A 15,959-nucleotide genomic window follows, 5' to 3' on the forward strand; every position below is an offset into this window, starting at 1 on the left:
GCTTTTATCAACAGGGTATACGGGCTGCAACCCTTATTCGGTCTATCTCCTAAACCTCTTTGTCACCCCCCCAGGTATTTGATATGACTAATGACTAATAACTGATAACTAAACCCCAGCAGCCGTAAAAGCAGCCCAATAATAAGGATTGGCAAAAGGATAGGGTTTGCGGTTGCGAATTTGCTGCAAAGAAGCTTCAGCAATCAGGCGAGAACTTTGAGAAAGCCGATCGAACATTTGCGAAATTTGAGGTTGAAAATCCGCCAGCAACACCTCCAATTCCTCGCTAGTCAAATCCCGCAGCCACCTTTGAGCTGCCCCCAGCGCGATCGCCACATCTCCCACCTGCAAACGAGAAAACCGTCCGAGATTTTCATAAAACTTGCTCGTCAGCAGCACCGTCGAAACATCGTTCACCTTCCAAAGACTGCTGACAACACTAGACGTGCCAGCATACAACAAACCCGCCGACAAACCGACAAAATCTTCAGCACCGCTGACACCGCCGGCCGCAATTTCACAAGCCGATAAAGTAACTAAACAATATTGCCGAAAATCGAGATTAAGAATTTCCTCTAAACTCAGAGAATCATTTCTCAAAAACACTGCGGATTTCAGAGGCAAAGCCAAATTAAGCAAGCTCAAACAAGCAAAATGAGCGCATTTTTTCTGCTGCCAATCACCTATTGGCTGGGGTAACTCCCCATTATTAGCAGACATGGCTGGGGAAAAAGCCTCTTGAATTCCAGCCTTATGGCGCACAAGTTCTGCACTGGAAAAATACTGGGAAATATTGCCGATTTCAATATTGCTGTAGAGCGCATCTCTGGTGAAAGTTGGAACTGCTAAAAGGCGATCCAAACCCGGTCTGTATCGACCAATAGCTGCTTGGTGCGCGCTTTGTTTCAACAGCAATAGCTGACAGCTAGGAGCATACCGAATTCCTCCAGCAAATCGATCGATCAAATAAGCAGCAGGCGCTGGAACCTCGCCAAAAGCCGAACCTTGAGAAAAATCCGAAACGCTGTGGGCATCCCGATCAAAACCGCTGCGATCGCCCCACCCAGACCGAAAAATTCCCCCGCCGTCCTCAAACCCGTCTCTCACCCCCAGAGGCAAAGCGTGGAGCGGCAAAGCGTGCAAAAATCGGTGCGGCACAAAAATCAGCCGATCGCAATTCTCCGGAATCAGCGCCACCACTCGATCGATTTCCAGCAGCGCGGCCAAGCGTTTGAGGCGAGCCTGGAGATGATTGATCCAGCGACCTTTTTGTTCGGAATAAGCGCTGAGGTACTCCAGGGCCCAACTTTCGGCAGCCAAAGCATTTGCCGGCGAACACAGGTGAACGGCCGGATATTGTGCATTCTTGACCACCACAAAAGCAACCAGCACCTCCCCCAAACTCGCCCACACGACAGCAGCGCAATTGGCACCAGGCAACAATTGGCGAATTTGCTCGAAAGCGATCGGTTCAACTTTGCGAGCTAGGCTGAAGAAAGGGTCGTTTGCCTGCACCTCCCGAGCAATCAACCCATCAAACTTCCGCCACAATTGATTTAAGTGCATGAAGTCCGAGTTCGGCAGCAGAGAACCGCTGTTTAAACCTTGGCTGTCGCCTTCAGAAATCAAGGTAGTGCTAGGCTCGAGCTCTCGCTGTTCTTGATGCCGCTGTTCCCTGGCTATTTCCAGTTGCAGCGACTCCAACTCGCTTAGCACCGCTGTCGGAATTTCGGCTTTCGGAGTCAAGTGGCATTTAACCAGTAGTTCTACCAAATTCCGATTTTTGTGGCGTTCGGTGTATTCCAGGGCCTTAGCGCAATATTCAGGTTGGGCGCGACCGAGTTCCAGGCAAACTTGCACCAGGCATTTATAGAGTCCAGTCCAGGTGCGGGCTAATTTTAGTTTTGCGGTACTGGCCCGATCGCCCAAATCGGTCACATCAACCTCTGGTTCGGATCGCAAGAATTCAACAGTATCGACAGCAGCAGTAAAAACGCCGTAGGCGCGAAGCAACTCGCCTCGAACTCGGTAAGCTTGACCCAAATAAAATAAAATTTCAGCCCAGCGGTGAGGATAGGTTTCGCGAGTGTAGACTTCGGCGGCACAGTGATAGCAGCCGATCGCACTTTCCAGGTTGGACGGGTTGTCCGTCTTCGTCAGTTCGGAAAAAGCCCTGCCGAGATAAATTTGCAGCATTGCCCAGCGCTTGGGAGATCCCTGTCTGGTGTAGACTTGGCCGGCATTTTGAAAGCAGGCGATCGCGCTTTTGAGGTTGCGGTTTTTTTCCCCTTTCACGTGTTCGCTGAAAGCGCGGCCGAGGTAGGCGCACAGCATGGCCCAGCGTTCGGGAGATTTTTGACGGTTGCAAAAGAGCAAAGCATTTTGAAAGCAGGCGATCGCCATTTCGATATTTTCGGCTTTTTCCCCTTTCACCCGCAGGCTGTAGATCCTGCCTAGGTAAGTTTGGATCGAAGTCCAGGCTTCGGGAAATTTGATGCGGGTGTAGACTTGTAAAGCATTTTGAAAGCAGGCGATCGCCATTTCCACATTTTCCACCGGATCGCCTTTGATGCGATCGACAAACACCCGGCCCAAATTTCTTTGAGTCGTCGCCCACTGCAGCGGAAAAGCTTCCCGAGTCCGCACTTGCAAAGCTCTCTGATAGCAGGTGACTGCGTATTCGAGATTTTCAGCTCGATTGCCCTGCAGCAACTCGCAGTAAGCATTTGCCAAATTATTTTGAGTCGTGGCCCAACGCCGGGGAAACACCTTGCGATTGTAGACTTGCAAAGCATTGTGGTAGCAAGCGACCGCCTGTTCCAGATTTTGGGCTTTGTCCCCCTGCAGCCGGCGGCTGTAAGCGCGGCCGAGATTGTTTTGAGTGCTCGCCCACTCTTGCCCGAAAGCCTCGCGGCTGCGAACTCGCAGCGCCTTTTCATAGCAGGCGATCGCCTGTTCTAGATTGTCTGCCGGATCTCCCCTGAGGCGCTCGCTGTAAGCGTTGCCCAGATTGTTTTGCAGCGTCGCCCACTGTTCCGGGTACTGTTCGGGAGTGCGCACTTGTAGGGCATTTTCAAAGCAAGCGATCGCCTGTTCGATATTTTGAGCCTTATCACCCTTGGGGCGATCGCTGTAAGCGTTGCCCAGATTGTTTTGCATCACCGCCCATTCTTGCGGAAAATCTTTGCGGGTAAACACCTTAGCAACTGTTTCGTAACCGGCAATTTCGATTTCCAAGTTATTAGCCTTGCTGCCGAGGGGAAACCGCCCAATTTTGTTGCTCAGATTGCCGATTAGGGCTGCAATGCGCCTGGTTTCCGATTCTTTGGCAGCAGGGAGTACCAAAGTTGCCCAGCAGCGCAGCAGTTGTGCGAAATTCTGGTCGAGTTTGTCTAAATTGCTTCTGAGCAACGGGTACACGTGCTGCGAATCAGCGCCCCGCGCCACTGCCTGCAAGACTTCTGCTAAAAAAGCCAGATATGCTGTCTCGGTTGCGGGCAATTGAGAATTGCCCTTTGCAGCTTCTAAGGGTGCGATCGCCCTTTGGAAAAATTTTGCAGCTTTCAGCAAACTTTCTCGCGTCAGTGCCAGATCTTCCAAATAAAGCGTTTTTACGAACCCACAGTCGATCGACTTTGAGTCAGTCCTCAAAATCAAATCTATTCCTGAGTCCACAGGATTTTCCAGCAGCGCTTGGAGCATATTAACATCAGTTTTGCGACGCTGTTCGTCCATCGTGCATTCCGCCGAACTATTAACGATAGGATCGCTACGCCTCTAATCACTAATTCACTGGACAAAAACGGACTAAGAATACAAATAAAAAACCTTCCCGGCCCCACAAGTGATAATTTTTTTTGGCATACCTGCTGGCATTACAGGATAGGGGCTGTCGATATTGTTGCGGGGATGACCCGCTTTCGGGTAGGGCCTGTGATTGTAGAAATTTCTCTCCCTCTGAATTTCTCAGGTGATGTTTTTGGCAGTCAAGGTTATTTAGGCTTGTAATGCTCAACTCACTTCCATACAGCTAAATACAGATGTTTAAAATTGAGCGACACAGACAACAGCACTCTTTGGTCTGGCGACCGGAATAACGGAGGCAAACAGTGGCCCTGCTGGGCCTATCTCTCACCGAACGTACTGGTTATCCAGCACTGTCGAGTGTTTAGCCGATAGCTGCTTCCGTGCAGCAATTAAATCACTTCCTGATTTAAATTTCAATCCCTAACCGGAGGTAGGAGTCTCCGAGAGATTGTAGATTAAAGGATGGAATCAGTTAAACCAGGATTCAAAAGTCGCAACAGACAGTCAGATAGCGAGACTAGCACCTACAATCGCTAATAATATTTTCGCGTTAATCTTTGGTAAAATCCCGGTTTAACGAGCCGTCACTGTTTCGGGGCGGGTTTCACAGAGAATATTCGAGTCGATGATACAAGTCTATTTTATCTTGATGTATTTGCCTCGATCGGCGTTCTGCAGCCGTTAAAAATCCCAAACCCGGAGTCTGTTAACTTTAAGACTTAGGTACAGGGATTAAAAAAACCGGGTTTTTCCACATCAGCCCCCCCGACCGACTTGCAGGGGGGCAGGTTTACATTTACCCCATCGGACTTAGACTAAGAAACCCGGTTTTTGGGAAAATATTGGGTTTGGTAACGAGAAATCTGAAAAGAAACCGGGTTTAGTCGGAATAGTGCGTCTAGATATGGCAATCGCCCGGTTGCGCTACAGCTAACAAAAATTAACTCACTAGATTTACTCTACCGCTTGAGAGCGCAGCGCTGATTCCACTGCCAGCAGAGCTCGATCGACTTCAGCGGCGGTGACAATCAGCGGCGGGACAAATCTCAGCACTTTCGGCCCTGCGGGAACCAAGAGCACTCCTGCGGCGATGGCAGATTTGACGATATCAGCCGATGTAAGTTCGATATCAGCTTGCAATTCCATCCCGACAATCAAACCCCAGCCGCGCACTTCAGCAATTAAATGCGGATATGTGGCCGCCAACTTGTTGAGGCCTGATTTCAACTGTTCCCCGCGCTGCTGCACGTTTTCCAGAAGGTTTTCCCGTTCTAAAGTTTGGCAAACGCACAAAGCTACAGCGCAAGCAAAAGGATTGCCGCCGAAAGTGCTGGCGTGACTTCCCGGTTCAAATACATCGCAGGAAGATTTGCACAGCATAGCGCCGATCGGGATACCGCCGCCCAACCCTTTTGCAGACGTAAAGATATCCGGTTCAATGCCGAGGTTTTCGTAGCCCCAGTATTTGCCGCTGCGTCCCATCCCGACTTGCACTTCGTCGAGAATCAGCAAAATGCCTTTTTCGTCGCAAATTTCCCGAATGCGCTGGAAGTAGGCGAGCTCTCCGGGGCGAACTCCGCCTTCGCCTTGCAGGGCTTCCAGCATAATTGCTGCTACTTGGCGTTCGTCTTTGTCGAGTTGCTCGATCGCACTTTCGATCGCACTAATATCGTTGTAGGGCACGTAGTGAAATCCGGGAACCAAAGGACTAAAACCCTTCTGGTATTTAGGCTGTCCCGTTGCCGTAATTGTCGCCAAAGTCCGCCCGTGGAAACTTGCAACAGCGGTAATGATTGTCGGATTCGAGATATTTAATTTTTCGTGGGCGTACTTGCGGGCGAGTTTAATTGCCGCTTCATTAGCTTCAGCGCCGGAGTTGCAAAAGAAAGCTCTGTCCGCGCAAGAATGGTCTACAAGCCACTTTGCCAGCTCGCCCTGTACGGGGATGTAATAAAGGTTAGAAACGTGGTGCAGGGTCTGAATTTGCTGAGTTACCGCTGCAATCATTGCCGGGTGGGCGTGTCCCAGAGTGCAGGTAGCAATACCAGCCACAAAATCGAGATATTCGCGGCCCTCGGTATCCCAAACGCGGCAGCCCAGGCCCCGTTCTAGGGCGATCGCAAAACGCCCGTAAGTTGTCATTACATAGCTGTCGAAACTCTCAGAACTGAAGAGACTGGCTTCGGCTTGCACGTTTGGTTCTTTTAGTAAGGTTTCTGGACTCACGAATCGCTCCTTAACACATAATATGCAGACCTCGATTGTACGGTAAAAATCCAGGTTAGCGGTGCAGCCTGTTAGTTTTGTCATAAAATCATAACAGTAACTTCAATTAATCCTTCACAAATCTACTGATGAGTTATTACATTTCTCCTAACTTTCTCGATAAAGTTGCGGTGCACGTCACTAAGAACTTTTTAAATTTGCCCGGGGTAAGAGTTCCCCTAATTTTGGGAATTCACGGCCGCAAAGGAGAAGGCAAAACTTTTCAAACCGAACTGGTTTTTCGGCGGATGGGCTTTGAACCGGTGATGATATCTGGCGGGGAATTAGAAAGCCCGGATGCCGGAGATCCGGCGCGTTTAATTCGCTTGCGCTACCGGGAAGCGGCGGAGCAAATTCGGGTGCGCGGCGAGATGTGCGCCATCTTTATTAACGATTTGGATGCCGGTGCTGGCAGGTTCGATACTACTACTCAATATACTGTCAATACTCAGATGGTCAATGCGACTCTGATGAATATTGCTGACAATCCAACTAACGTGCAGTTACCGGGAAGTTATGACAGTACGCCGCTGCACCGAGTGCCGATTATTGTCACCGGAAATGATTTTTCTACGCTGTACGCGCCGCTGATTCGCGACGGGCGGATGGAAAAGTTTTATTGGGAACCCAGCCGCGATGATAAAATTGGCATTGTTGGGGGAATTTTTGAGTCTGACAAATTGTCAAAAACCGAGATTGTGGGGTTAGTCGATCATTTTCCCGATCAGGCGATCGACTTTTTTAGCGCTTTGCGATCGCGCATTTATGACGAACAAATTCGCGAATTTATTCACAAAGTAGGAATCGAGCGAGTTTCCAAACGTTTGGTAAACACTTTGGAAGCAGCGCCAGATTTCAAAAACCCGGATTTCAGCCTCGCTCATTTATTAGAAATGGGCAGTTTGATGGTAGGCCAACAAAAGCGGATTCAGGAAATGCGCTTAGTAGATGAATACAACCAATCGCGGCTGTTTAACGTTCAAGGAACCCCCAATGCCCCTGCTGCTGCGCCGACGCAAAGTCAATTAAACGACCCGTCATCCAAATATTATAAGGCTTACGTCGATCCAAATTCTGAAGGTGGTAACGGTCATGCGGCGCGGCTGAGTTCTGAGGTATTGGAACAAGTGCAGCAGTTGTTAGCAAGAGGCTGCAAAATTGGCATGGAATATGCAGATAATCGCCGATTTAAAACTGGTTCTTGGCAAAGTTGCGCGACGATTAACAGTGCACAGGAAAAAGATGTGGTTGCATCTTTAGAAACTTGTTTGGCGGAACACGGCAACGAATACGTGCGGCTGATTGGTATCGATCCAAAAGTCAAGCGGCGGGTAGCTGAAACAATTATTCAGAGACCAGAAAAGTAGTTAAAGTAGGGTGCTCTTCGGCGCACCTTACAAATTCAAGTAATGCGAACTTTAAAAGTTAAGGTAGGGTGCTTTTCGGCGCACCTTACAAGTCAAAGTAATTTACTAAAATAGGGTGCGCGCCTTACCAATTCACACTCAATTCTGCAAAAAATTATCCAGGACTTACGCATAAATACCAAAGAAACCGGGTTTTTTACCGAATCGGCAGGATCGAACAAAGTATTTTCGTAAAAAACCCGGTTTCTGCGCCCCCACAAACTCAATTCTGCAAAAATTTATCAAAAGTTGCCCGATCGCACATAGCAACTTGAGCACCCACTTTAGTTGTGCACAAAGCGCCCGCTGCTGCGCCCCACCGCACCGCCTCTGACAGCGACAGACCGGCATCTAATGCAGAGGCTAACCCGCCGTTAAAAGCATCGCCAGCAGCCACAGTGTCGATCGCCTCCACAGCAAAAGCCGGTACAAAAAAGGTTTCATCCGCAGTAACAGCAACAGCCCCGCGATCGCCCAATTTGACAATAACATTCTTGACACCGCGCTCCTGCAACTGTTTGGCAGCTACAATCGCTGTTTCAGTGTCATTCACCCGAAAACCGACTAACTGGCCCGCTTCCACTTCATTCGGCGTCATAATGTCAATTAGCGGATAAAGTTCGATCGGCAAATCCGCCCTCGCCGGTGCTGGATCGAGAATAACTCGCACCCCCGCCTCACAAGCAGCTTTCGCAGCTTTTTGGACAACTTCCAGGGGAATTTCTAACTGTAACAGCAAAGATGTAGCTGCTGTTAACAGTTTTTGGAGACGTTCTATATCTGCTTCACCGACATTATTGTTCGCGCCCGGAATCACAATAATATTATTTTGACCTGTCTCGTCTACCGCGATAATTGCCACTCCTGAATGAGTGCTTTGGTCTATTAATACATTGTCTGTACTTAAACCATAAGATTGTAAATTAGTCAATAATTCTTCAGCAAATTTATCGTTGCCGACGCGGCCGATGATGTTAGTAGAAGTGCCCAGACGGGCGGCGGCAACGGCTTGATTTGCTCCTTTGCCACCGCCTGCTGTGAAAAAATTGCTACCGATGATAGTTTCCCCTGGCTGCGGCAACCGGGGAGTTTTTGCTGCTAGGTCGATGTTGATACTGCCGAATACGATGATCGTCATAAATTCTTCAATTTGGTAATTGGTAAGCTGTAGGGCATTTAATTTGTAAACTACTTTTTACTTAAACTCTTGTGGGGCGGGCAGGATAGCCCGGGGCGATCGAACTTCAAGTTAAATGCCAAATAGTTTAATTGGTAATTGGTAATTGGTAATTGGTAATTCTCCCACTCTCCCATTCTCCCCCTCTCCCCCTCTCCCTCTCTCCCACTCTCCCTCTCTTCCTTAAGACGTGCTAGAACAGTTATGATCTACATCGGTCAATTCAATGGCTGCAATTACTCTCGATCGCAATCCCTGTGTCCTGCTAGTTGAAACAGACGAAGTTCTCGCCGGACACTTGAGTCTCGACTTAAAATCCTCCGGCTACGAACCGGTAGTAGCTTCTAACACCGCCACCGGCCAAAATTTAGCCCGTGAATTGCAGCCTGCTTTGATTGTAATTGACCGGATACTTGGCGCTGAGTCGGGGCTGTCACTGTGTTCTTACCTCAGAAGTATTGGCAATCGAGTGCCGGTGCTGCTATTGGTCGGTCGCGATACAGTGGACGATCGCGTAGCTTGTCTGGAAGCTGGCGCGGATGATTATTTTCTCAAACCTTACCGCACTGAGGAGTTTTTGCAGTTGGTGCGTTTGTATTTGCAGCCGGATAACACCAGCAACGAACAATTGAGGTTTGGCGATTTAGTTTTGGATTTGGCCTCTAGGCGGGCCTTACGCAACGGACGGGCGATCGACCTGACGATGAAGGAATATGAGCTGCTAAAGTATTTGATGGAACATCCCCGCGAGGTTTTGACTCGGGAACAAATTCTCGAAAATGTTTGGGGTTACGACTTTTTGGGCGAGTCGAATGTGATTGAGGTTTACATCCGCTATCTGCGTCTCAAGATTGAAGATGAGGGCGAAAAGCGTTTGATTCAGACGGTGCGCGGTGTTGGCTATGTGATGCGGGAAGCTTGAAGCAGTCAGTTGACTGTTGACTGTTGGCTGTTGGCTGTTGGCTAGTTCCAATGTCCAATTGTCAATTAGCAATCTAAAATCTAAAATCTAAAATCAATATGAATTATTTAGCTACTTTGCTCGGTATTGGAGTAAGTATATTTTTGCTGGGATGTTCGCCGACTTTACCGATCGCGAATGCTGGTGCTACTGGTATTTTGGCGGATCGGTCTCCGACGGCGAAAACATCGGGTCAAGTGCTGCCTGTTTCTGCTAGAGCTCGGATAGCCGATCGCCCAATCAAACTCGAAGTGGCGAAAACAGTGGAACAGCAGGCTATGGGTTTAATGTACAGAACTTCTTTGCCGGATGACAGAGGAATGCTGTTTGAGTTTAAACCGGCGCGGCGGGTCAATTTTTGGATGAAAAATTGCCAGATTTCTCTGGATATGATTTTTATCCGGGATGGGGTGGTTGAGGCGATCGAAGTTTCTGCACCTCCTTGTACTGCCGATCCTTGTCCTACCTACGGGCCCGATACTGTTGTCGATCGAGTGATTGAACTCCGGGGCGGAAGGGCCGCTGAACTCGGTGTGAAAGTGGGCGATCGTATTGAAATTGAGTTTTTTAACGAAAACCTCCCTCAATAAACAATCCCCCGGTTTTCTTCTTGCTTCTTTTTAGCATCCGTTACATCCGTTGCCGAACAGCTTTGTGCCTTCGGAATACCCGCGAAAATTTAGAAACTTTACAAAAATTGATAAAATCCGTTAAAATATTAATGTAACATTCAGTACAAACACCAAAAGATTTGCTACGATGTCGATCTCAGTCAGTCAGGACTTGAGCTTGTTTCCGGAAGCTGTAGATTCTCGGTCGCAGGTATGAGACGAGTCAGCGACTCGTTACCAATCCTGAGAGACGATACTCAGCCTCAAGGTGTAGCAACACGAAAAGAAATTCTCTGGAAGTTCTGGCGATCGAGCTAAATCTACTAAACCTATCTAAAGTAATATGCTACGAGCCAATTTAATTATTGGCGTTAATTGGCAAAGTTAACTTCTGGTAGCAGGTTGGGGTTGGATCGAAATATCTAACTAAGTTTGCCGAAGTAGATGTGCGGATTCTGTATTTTGGCAGATGAAGTTAAACTCTGAACCTGGTTTAGTAGTTTTAGGTAGCAGAATTTATTCTGATTCGCACTGCAAAGATGCCGAGGTATTCAGTTTAGGTGCGATCGCAATCGCAAGTCGATCGGGCCGACATCAGCAAAATTGCAAAACCTTTCACTTTTTGGGAAAGGTTAGCTTTACAGTAGCACTCAGCATTACGTTTGGCAGTTCAACCGCTAATAGCGTTTTAAAAGCTATCGACGGTAACAAGACAAATTTAAAACTGGCTTATTACTCATCAAAAACATCAGGTTCACATCAGAAAATGGTGTCCTATACTTAGAGGTGAAATCACATGGCACCCGCTAAATACACTCGATTAATACGATTTTTACAAGAAGATTTGGCAATTTCGCCCGCGTCAATTGCTGTCGCCGAACGTGTCGGCGATAACAAACAGCGGCAGCCTGATAAAGACCCGAATTCTTTGCCGATGGTTCTGTGGCAATACGGTTTAGTCACTCTCGAACAGTTGGATAAAATCTTTGATTGGTTATCCGAAGCATATTAAAAGGATTTTAGATTTTAGAGAGAATCCAAAATCCAAAATCCTTTAATAACTTGGATTAGGATTCAGCCAAGAATTTGGCAGCAGCGGCAACGCCGGCACCAGGAGTGTAGCCTTCATGACCCAATTCTCGCAACACGACTTCTAAAGAGGAAATTGCTGCTAGAATATCGCGATCTGCCACAAATCCCAAATGACCGATTCGGAAGATTTTACCTTTCAAATGGTCTTGTCCGTCGGCGAGAGCAATGTCAAATCTCTTTCTCATCAAAGTCCGCACTTTTTGAGCATCTACGGATGCTGGCGGCATAACCGAAGTAATCGCAGGGCTGGCGGCATCGTCAGCAGCAAACAACGGCAAACCTAAAGCTTTTACAGCAGCGCGAGTAGTTTTCATTAAGCGTTGGTGTCGCGCGAAAACATTTTCCAACCCTTCTGTTTTCATCATCTGCAGCGATGCTTGCAGGGCGAAAAACATATTGACAGGGGGAGTAAAAGGAGTGGTATTTTTGGCAGCGTCTTTGCTATATTTGCCCAAATCCAAATAATAGCGGGGGAGTTTCGCAGTTTTGTAAGCTTCCCAAGCTTTGGGACTGACGGCCACAAAACCCAAACCTGGAGGAATCATGTAAGCTTTCTGAGAACCCGAAGCAATGACATCGATGCCCCAGGCGTCCATCGGAATATTGACAGCGCCTAAGCTAGTGACAGCATCGACCATAATTAAAGCTTCACCGTGGGCCTTAACGTGGCGGTTGATGGTTTCGAGGTCGTTGAGGACGCCGGTAGAGGTTTCCGAGTGGGTGATGATGACAGCTTTGATTTGCTTCTCTGTATCTGCTTCGAGTTTTTCGCGGAAGTGCTCCGGGTCTAGAGGTTGGCCCCACTCAGCTTTAATAATTTCGGCGTTTAAACCGTAAGCTTCGGCGACTTCAGCCCAACGTTCGCCAAATTTGCCGTTAGTCCCGACTAAAACTCGATCGCCCCCACTCAAGAAATTAATTATCCCAGCTTCCATCGCGCCGGTACCGGAAACAGTTAAACTCAGCACGTCACTTTTTGTTTGGTGCAGCCATTTGAGGTTTTCGGTACATTCTGCAAAAATCCCGTCAAATTCCTTGCTGCGGTGGCCCATCGGGTGTTTTGCCATCGCTAACAAGGCCGCTTCAGGTACCGGCGTCGGGCCGGGAATCATCAGCATTAATTTGTTGTCCATGATATTGTCCTAAGTTTTTCTGTGGGAGTTATATAGAATAAATCAAATACGATACGTCACGTCGCTACTCTAACTTTTTTAACTTTTAACTCCCTTGTGGTTAATTTCATTTAGAGACCAGCGGTGTTCTACCGCTAAGTTCGATCGCTCGCAGCTTTGTTCTAATTGCTTTTGAATGGCAAGGGCTTTACGCAGGGTAATAATAAGTTGGTGCACTTGTTGCTGCTGCGGCGATTGTGGACTGACAGCAAACATCGTTTTGCGTTCTAACAATTGAAGTAGCAATTCATAATGAATGTACGAAGGAAGGGGGATTGGCTCCATGAAAGCTAATATACCTCAGCGAACCGATACCCCATTGCAATTGCATGAGGCATCACAGGTGAACATTAGATGCCCGATTTTTTATTTGTTTTCTAACCGTACAGCAACCCCTGCTTTGCCGATCGAATATTCGGGGCTGGGTGCGTTGGATACGCTAAATCTTGCGATCGACCCGCTTACAGAATAGATTTAATTGCTTTCTGGCAAAATATTTCTATGCCATATAGCTTTGAGTGCTATTTTTTTTTACAGTAGCGCTTGAGTCGATGCAGGCTAGAAATTCTCATTATTTACCTAATTAATCATTTTTTATCAGAATTAAGGGTGGTTTGTCAAGCGGTCTCGCCTTTCACAGGCTGGGAGGGCGATCGGCAAGCGAGGCTAAAGCTGCACCCGGATCGGGCTGCTTGACCAGAGATTCGCCGATGAGAACGGCTTCGGCGCCCGCGCTGGCAAGTTTAGCGAGGTCGGCGGGAGTGTGGATTCCTGACTCGCTGACGGTGAGGATGCCTTTTGCTTGGATTTCGGTTTGGCGCGAGGCTAATAGTTGGCTGGTGGTTTCTAAACTGACGGAAAAATCTGCTAGGTTGCGGTTGTTGATGCCGATCAGGTTGACGCCTTCTAGAGTTAATACTCGATCGAGTTCTTCGAGAGTGTGAACTTCTATTAAAGCTGTCATTCCCAAAGTCTTGACAATTTTGACAAAGTATTGTAAGTCTTTGTCAGATAAAATGGCGGCGATTAACAAAACAGCATCAGCGCCGTGAATGCGGGCTAGATAGATTTGGTAGGGATAAATAATAAACTCTTTGCAAAGTAAGGGTAAATCGACGGCGGCACGGATTTTAGCGAGGTTGTCGAAGCTGCCTTGAAAGAACTTTTCATCGGTAAGTACGGAGATGCAACTGGCGCCGTTTTGTTGGTAAGCTAGGGCGATCGCCACTGGGTCGAAATCTTCGCGAATTACGCCTTTGCTGGGGGAAGCTTTTTTCACTTCGGCGATGATAGTGGGTGTGGTTTTGCCGTTTTTAAGTGCGGCAAGAAAGTCACGGGTTGGCGGTGCGAAGGGGAGTTTTTTGTGCAGTTCGGATAAGGGAGTGCGATCGCGCTTTTGGGCCACTTCAGCTTCTTTTTGCCAGACGATTTCTTCGAGGATGTGCTGGGGTTCGGCGTCGGGTACGGCGATTTGGTAGCTGAGGTAGAGTACGGAGACGGATGTGCTGGGGGGACGGCGGCGGATTTGAAGCATGATAGGGGGATAAAGGGCGATCGTACAAGTTTCAACTGAGATATTGCATCATTCTTCATAGTGGAACAGGCATCTTGCCTGTTCTTGAAGGGTGGGCATCCTGCCCACCCCACAAAAGAACTTACTCTTTGTGGAACAGGCATCTTGCCTGTTCTTGAGAATGCTGCAAAATTTCAATCTCAACTTATTCTATAATAGAAGTCTCTATCTGGCAATTGGTCAACCGATTTTTAATGGCGTATTCACCATTGAATTAGCTCAAGTATTATTAAAAAATCGAATAGTCAAACTGAGTTTTTTAGGAAAAAAGTGAGGCAATAGTTCAATGGATACCCGATTGAGATACCAACAAATTATCAAAACCATACTTCAGGAACACGCTAATTTCCGCAATACTATACCTGACGGCTATCATTCTCAACTGCTATTTGATGACGAGCGAGGAGGATACTTAGTTTTGGATATTGGTTGGAATGATGACAATTACCTTCACGCCACACCAATCCACCTTGATTTAATCGACGGTAAAATCTGGATTCAATATGATGATACCGAAGAAGGAGTGGCTACCGATTTACTAGCAGCAGGCATTCCAAAAGAAGATATTGTACTTGGTTTTCGCCATCCTAATGTGCGGCAATATACTGAATTTGGAACTGGTTTGAGTGCCAAAGATGAAAGAAATTTTGTTGAATCTGCGGCTATGCAGTCAGCCTAAGTAGACTACGGAGACGGAGGTGCTGGGGGGATAGCGGCGGATTTGAAGCATGATAGGGGGATAAAAGGCGATCGTAACAAGTTTTTATTATATAAGGTCGATCGCCCTTTTCAATCTATGATAAAATGCGATTAACTAAGTATTCGGAGATAAACCGATGCAATTAGAAGACTATTTTGAATTTCTCGACCCTGATGACATCCGCATCAAAGGACATCGGATCGGCATCGACGACGTGATTAAATATTACTTGGATGGATATTCGCCAGACCAAATTCTGGAAGAATTACCAAGTTTGAATTTAGAGAAAATTTACGCGACGCTCACCTATTATCTGCAAAATCGGAAGCAGATGGATGCTTATATGTTGCGGCTGGCGAAGTGGCGGGAAGAACGCTATCAGGAATGGTTGGCTAATCCATCTCCTCTAGCATTGCGTTTGAGAGCAATCAAAGCACAGCGAGAACAGGAGTTACTTAACCTGAAGTGAAAATTCGTTTTTTACTCGATGAGAATTTGCCGCCGAAGCTCAAAAGTGCTGTTTTAAACCTAGATCCGGAGATAGATATTTTGCGGGTGGGTGATTCAAATGCACCGCCATTAGGCACCTTAGATCCAGAGATTCTCATTTATTTGGAATCATCGAAACGACTATTAGTGACGGATAATCGCAAAAGTATTCCCGGACATTTGGAGGAACATTGGGCCGCAGGGGGACAAAGTTGGGGATTAGTTTGGGTGCGTCCAAGTGGAAGTATCGGCAGATGGGCAGAAACAATTCATTTTATTTGGGAAACTACTGAAGCTGAAGAATGGCTCGATAAGTTAGATTGGATTCCATATTAGAGAATGATGTGGAAAAAGTACGCGCGTGCGTAGCTATCCCGTAAAAATGGCACTTTTGGGCAGCCAAAATCCCCCCGCTAACCCGCAAGTCCGCCGGGGGTTGAAAACCCCCGTCTCATAGCGAAAGTCCTCTAAAAGAGGACTGAAAGGCCAATTCAATAAACAAAGGTCGATCGCGCATTCCCACATTTTACCAAAAGGTCGATCGCACATTTCTAAATTCAAGATAATTCACTTGACGACAATATAATTTTTTATTACTCACCGTTGGGGCGGGAATAGTGAGTATTAACATCCCACATTCCGCAGATGTGGGTCGGATTTCTTTATCAGTTGTGAAAACTTGGAAGCCAAACACTTTTAGGCTGAA

The 15,959-nt window shown here is 47.4% G+C and carries 16 protein-coding genes; 9 read left to right on the top strand and 7 right to left on the bottom strand.

What is annotated here, in order from left to right; translation table 11 throughout:
• Positions 1 to 108 precede the first annotated feature (108 nt).
• Positions 109 to 3,735 carry a CHAT domain-containing tetratricopeptide repeat protein gene (locus QUA99_RS29665; RefSeq protein ID WP_333244141.1) on the bottom strand — a complete coding sequence of 1,209 codons (3,627 nt, stop codon included), beginning with the start codon at positions 3,733 to 3,735 and terminating at the stop codon, positions 109 to 111.
• Between the two features lie 1,026 nt (positions 3,736 to 4,761).
• On the bottom strand, positions 4,762 to 6,033 hold the full coding sequence (locus QUA99_RS29670) for an aspartate aminotransferase family protein (protein WP_333244144.1): 1,272 nt from the start codon (positions 6,031 to 6,033) through the stop codon (positions 4,762 to 4,764).
• A 128-nt stretch (positions 6,034 to 6,161) separates the two neighbouring features.
• On the opposite strand from QUA99_RS29670, the gene QUA99_RS29675 reads away from it, so the two are divergent.
• Positions 6,162 to 7,439 carry a ribulose bisphosphate carboxylase small subunit gene (locus tag QUA99_RS29675; protein ID WP_333244138.1) on the top strand — a complete coding sequence of 426 codons (1,278 nt, stop codon included), beginning with the start codon at positions 6,162 to 6,164 and terminating at the stop codon, positions 7,437 to 7,439.
• Positions 7,440 to 7,701: 262 nt separating this feature from the next.
• Here QUA99_RS29675 and rbsK read toward each other — a convergent pair whose 3' ends face one another.
• On the bottom strand, positions 7,702 to 8,616 hold the full coding sequence (rbsK, locus tag QUA99_RS29680; protein WP_333244136.1) for a ribokinase: 915 nt from the start codon (positions 8,614 to 8,616) through the stop codon (positions 7,702 to 7,704).
• A gap of 265 nt (positions 8,617 to 8,881) precedes the next feature.
• Here rbsK and nblR point away from each other — a divergent pair, with 265 nt between their 5' ends.
• The 4 genes from nblR to QUA99_RS29700 all read left to right on the top strand — a co-directional run bounded on the left by nblR (position 8,882) and on the right by QUA99_RS29700 (position 11,239).
• On the top strand, positions 8,882 to 9,577 hold the full coding sequence (gene nblR, locus QUA99_RS29685) for a response regulator transcription factor NblR (protein WP_333102471.1): 696 nt from the start codon (positions 8,882 to 8,884) through the stop codon (positions 9,575 to 9,577).
• A 98-nt stretch (positions 9,578 to 9,675) separates the two neighbouring features.
• On the top strand, positions 9,676 to 10,206 hold the full coding sequence (locus QUA99_RS29690) for a DUF192 domain-containing protein (RefSeq protein WP_333244133.1): 531 nt from the start codon (positions 9,676 to 9,678) through the stop codon (positions 10,204 to 10,206).
• Between the two features lie 490 nt (positions 10,207 to 10,696).
• Complete coding sequence (locus QUA99_RS29695; protein WP_333244130.1) at positions 10,697 to 11,011, top strand: hypothetical protein; 315 nt, start codon at positions 10,697 to 10,699, stop codon at positions 11,009 to 11,011.
• Between the two features lie 12 nt (positions 11,012 to 11,023).
• Entirely contained in the window at positions 11,024 to 11,239 is a 216-nt protein-coding gene (locus QUA99_RS29700) for a DUF2949 domain-containing protein (RefSeq protein WP_333136155.1), read from the top strand.
• A 55-nt stretch (positions 11,240 to 11,294) separates the two neighbouring features.
• On the opposite strand, the gene QUA99_RS29705 is transcribed toward QUA99_RS29700, so the two are convergent.
• Positions 11,295 to 12,452, bottom strand: a complete 1,158-nt coding sequence (locus tag QUA99_RS29705; protein ID WP_333244127.1) for an alanine--glyoxylate aminotransferase family protein — start codon at positions 12,450 to 12,452, stop codon at positions 11,295 to 11,297.
• 78 nt (positions 12,453 to 12,530) lie between these two features.
• Complete coding sequence (locus QUA99_RS29710) at positions 12,531 to 12,776, bottom strand: DUF5340 domain-containing protein (protein WP_041623669.1); 246 nt, start codon at positions 12,774 to 12,776, stop codon at positions 12,531 to 12,533.
• Between QUA99_RS29710 and QUA99_RS29715 the strand changes: the two genes are divergently transcribed.
• Positions 12,775 to 12,963 carry a hypothetical protein gene (locus QUA99_RS29715; protein ID WP_333037958.1) on the top strand — a complete coding sequence of 63 codons (189 nt, stop codon included), beginning with the start codon at positions 12,775 to 12,777 and terminating at the stop codon, positions 12,961 to 12,963. The two genes, QUA99_RS29710 and QUA99_RS29715, sit on opposite strands and share 2 nt — an antisense overlap.
• Before the next feature lie 162 nt (positions 12,964 to 13,125).
• Here QUA99_RS29715 and trpC read toward each other — a convergent pair whose 3' ends face one another.
• Positions 13,126 to 14,025, bottom strand: coding sequence for an indole-3-glycerol phosphate synthase TrpC (gene trpC / locus QUA99_RS29720; protein ID WP_333244124.1), 900 nt, complete (start codon positions 14,023 to 14,025; stop codon positions 13,126 to 13,128).
• Positions 14,026 to 14,350: 325 nt separating this feature from the next.
• On the opposite strand from trpC, the gene QUA99_RS29725 reads away from it, so the two are divergent.
• The 3 genes from QUA99_RS29725 (at position 14,351) to QUA99_RS29735 (ending at position 15,589) form a co-directional block, all read left to right on the top strand.
• Complete coding sequence (locus QUA99_RS29725; protein WP_333244121.1) at positions 14,351 to 14,743, top strand: XisI protein; 393 nt, start codon at positions 14,351 to 14,353, stop codon at positions 14,741 to 14,743.
• Positions 14,744 to 14,900: 157 nt separating this feature from the next.
• Positions 14,901 to 15,233: a DUF433 domain-containing protein gene (locus QUA99_RS29730; RefSeq protein ID WP_333177710.1), complete on the top strand. Its 333-nt coding sequence runs from the start codon at positions 14,901 to 14,903 to the stop codon at positions 15,231 to 15,233.
• Complete coding sequence (locus QUA99_RS29735) at positions 15,230 to 15,589, top strand: DUF5615 family PIN-like protein (protein WP_333156722.1); 360 nt, start codon at positions 15,230 to 15,232, stop codon at positions 15,587 to 15,589. Before QUA99_RS29730 ends, QUA99_RS29735 begins: the two co-directional genes overlap by 4 nt.
• A gap of 190 nt (positions 15,590 to 15,779) precedes the next feature.
• On the opposite strand, the gene QUA99_RS29740 is transcribed toward QUA99_RS29735, so the two are convergent.
• Positions 15,780 to 15,959: hypothetical protein (locus QUA99_RS29740; RefSeq protein WP_333343627.1), on the bottom strand; the 180-nt coding region annotated here is incomplete at its 5' end.

The sequence above is a fragment of the Microcoleus sp. F10-B2 genome (assembly GCF_036704965.1).
Taxonomy (GTDB): Bacteria; Cyanobacteriota; Cyanobacteriia; order Cyanobacteriales; family Microcoleaceae; genus Microcoleus.

What these genes read in the sequence shown, in the direction of transcription:
- QUA99_RS29695 (WP_333244130.1), top strand. Translation starts at nt 10,697, where the DNA reads ATGAAGTTAAACTCTGAACCTGGTTTAGTAGTTTTAGGTAGCAGAATT.
- QUA99_RS29705 (WP_333244127.1), bottom strand. Translation starts at nt 12,452, where the DNA reads ATGGACAACAAATTAATGCTGATGATTCCCGGCCCGACGCCGGTACCT.
- rbsK (WP_333244136.1), bottom strand. Translation starts at nt 8,616, where the DNA reads ATGACGATCATCGTATTCGGCAGTATCAACATCGACCTAGCAGCAAAA.
- QUA99_RS29730 (WP_333177710.1), top strand. Translation starts at nt 14,901, where the DNA reads ATGCAATTAGAAGACTATTTTGAATTTCTCGACCCTGATGACATCCGC.
- QUA99_RS29700 (WP_333136155.1), top strand. Translation starts at nt 11,024, where the DNA reads ATGGCACCCGCTAAATACACTCGATTAATACGATTTTTACAAGAAGAT.
- trpC (WP_333244124.1), bottom strand. Translation starts at nt 14,025, where the DNA reads ATGCTTCAAATCCGCCGCCGTCCCCCCAGCACATCCGTCTCCGTACTC.
- nblR (WP_333102471.1), top strand. Translation starts at nt 8,882, where the DNA reads ATGGCTGCAATTACTCTCGATCGCAATCCCTGTGTCCTGCTAGTTGAA.
- QUA99_RS29665 (WP_333244141.1), bottom strand. Translation starts at nt 3,735, where the DNA reads ATGGACGAACAGCGTCGCAAAACTGATGTTAATATGCTCCAAGCGCTG.
- QUA99_RS29675 (WP_333244138.1), top strand. Translation starts at nt 6,162, where the DNA reads ATGAGTTATTACATTTCTCCTAACTTTCTCGATAAAGTTGCGGTGCAC.
- QUA99_RS29710 (WP_041623669.1), bottom strand. Translation starts at nt 12,776, where the DNA reads ATGGAGCCAATCCCCCTTCCTTCGTACATTCATTATGAATTGCTACTT.
- QUA99_RS29725 (WP_333244121.1), top strand. Translation starts at nt 14,351, where the DNA reads ATGGATACCCGATTGAGATACCAACAAATTATCAAAACCATACTTCAG.
- QUA99_RS29715 (WP_333037958.1), top strand. Translation starts at nt 12,775, where the DNA reads ATGAAAGCTAATATACCTCAGCGAACCGATACCCCATTGCAATTGCAT.
- QUA99_RS29690 (WP_333244133.1), top strand. Translation starts at nt 9,676, where the DNA reads ATGAATTATTTAGCTACTTTGCTCGGTATTGGAGTAAGTATATTTTTG.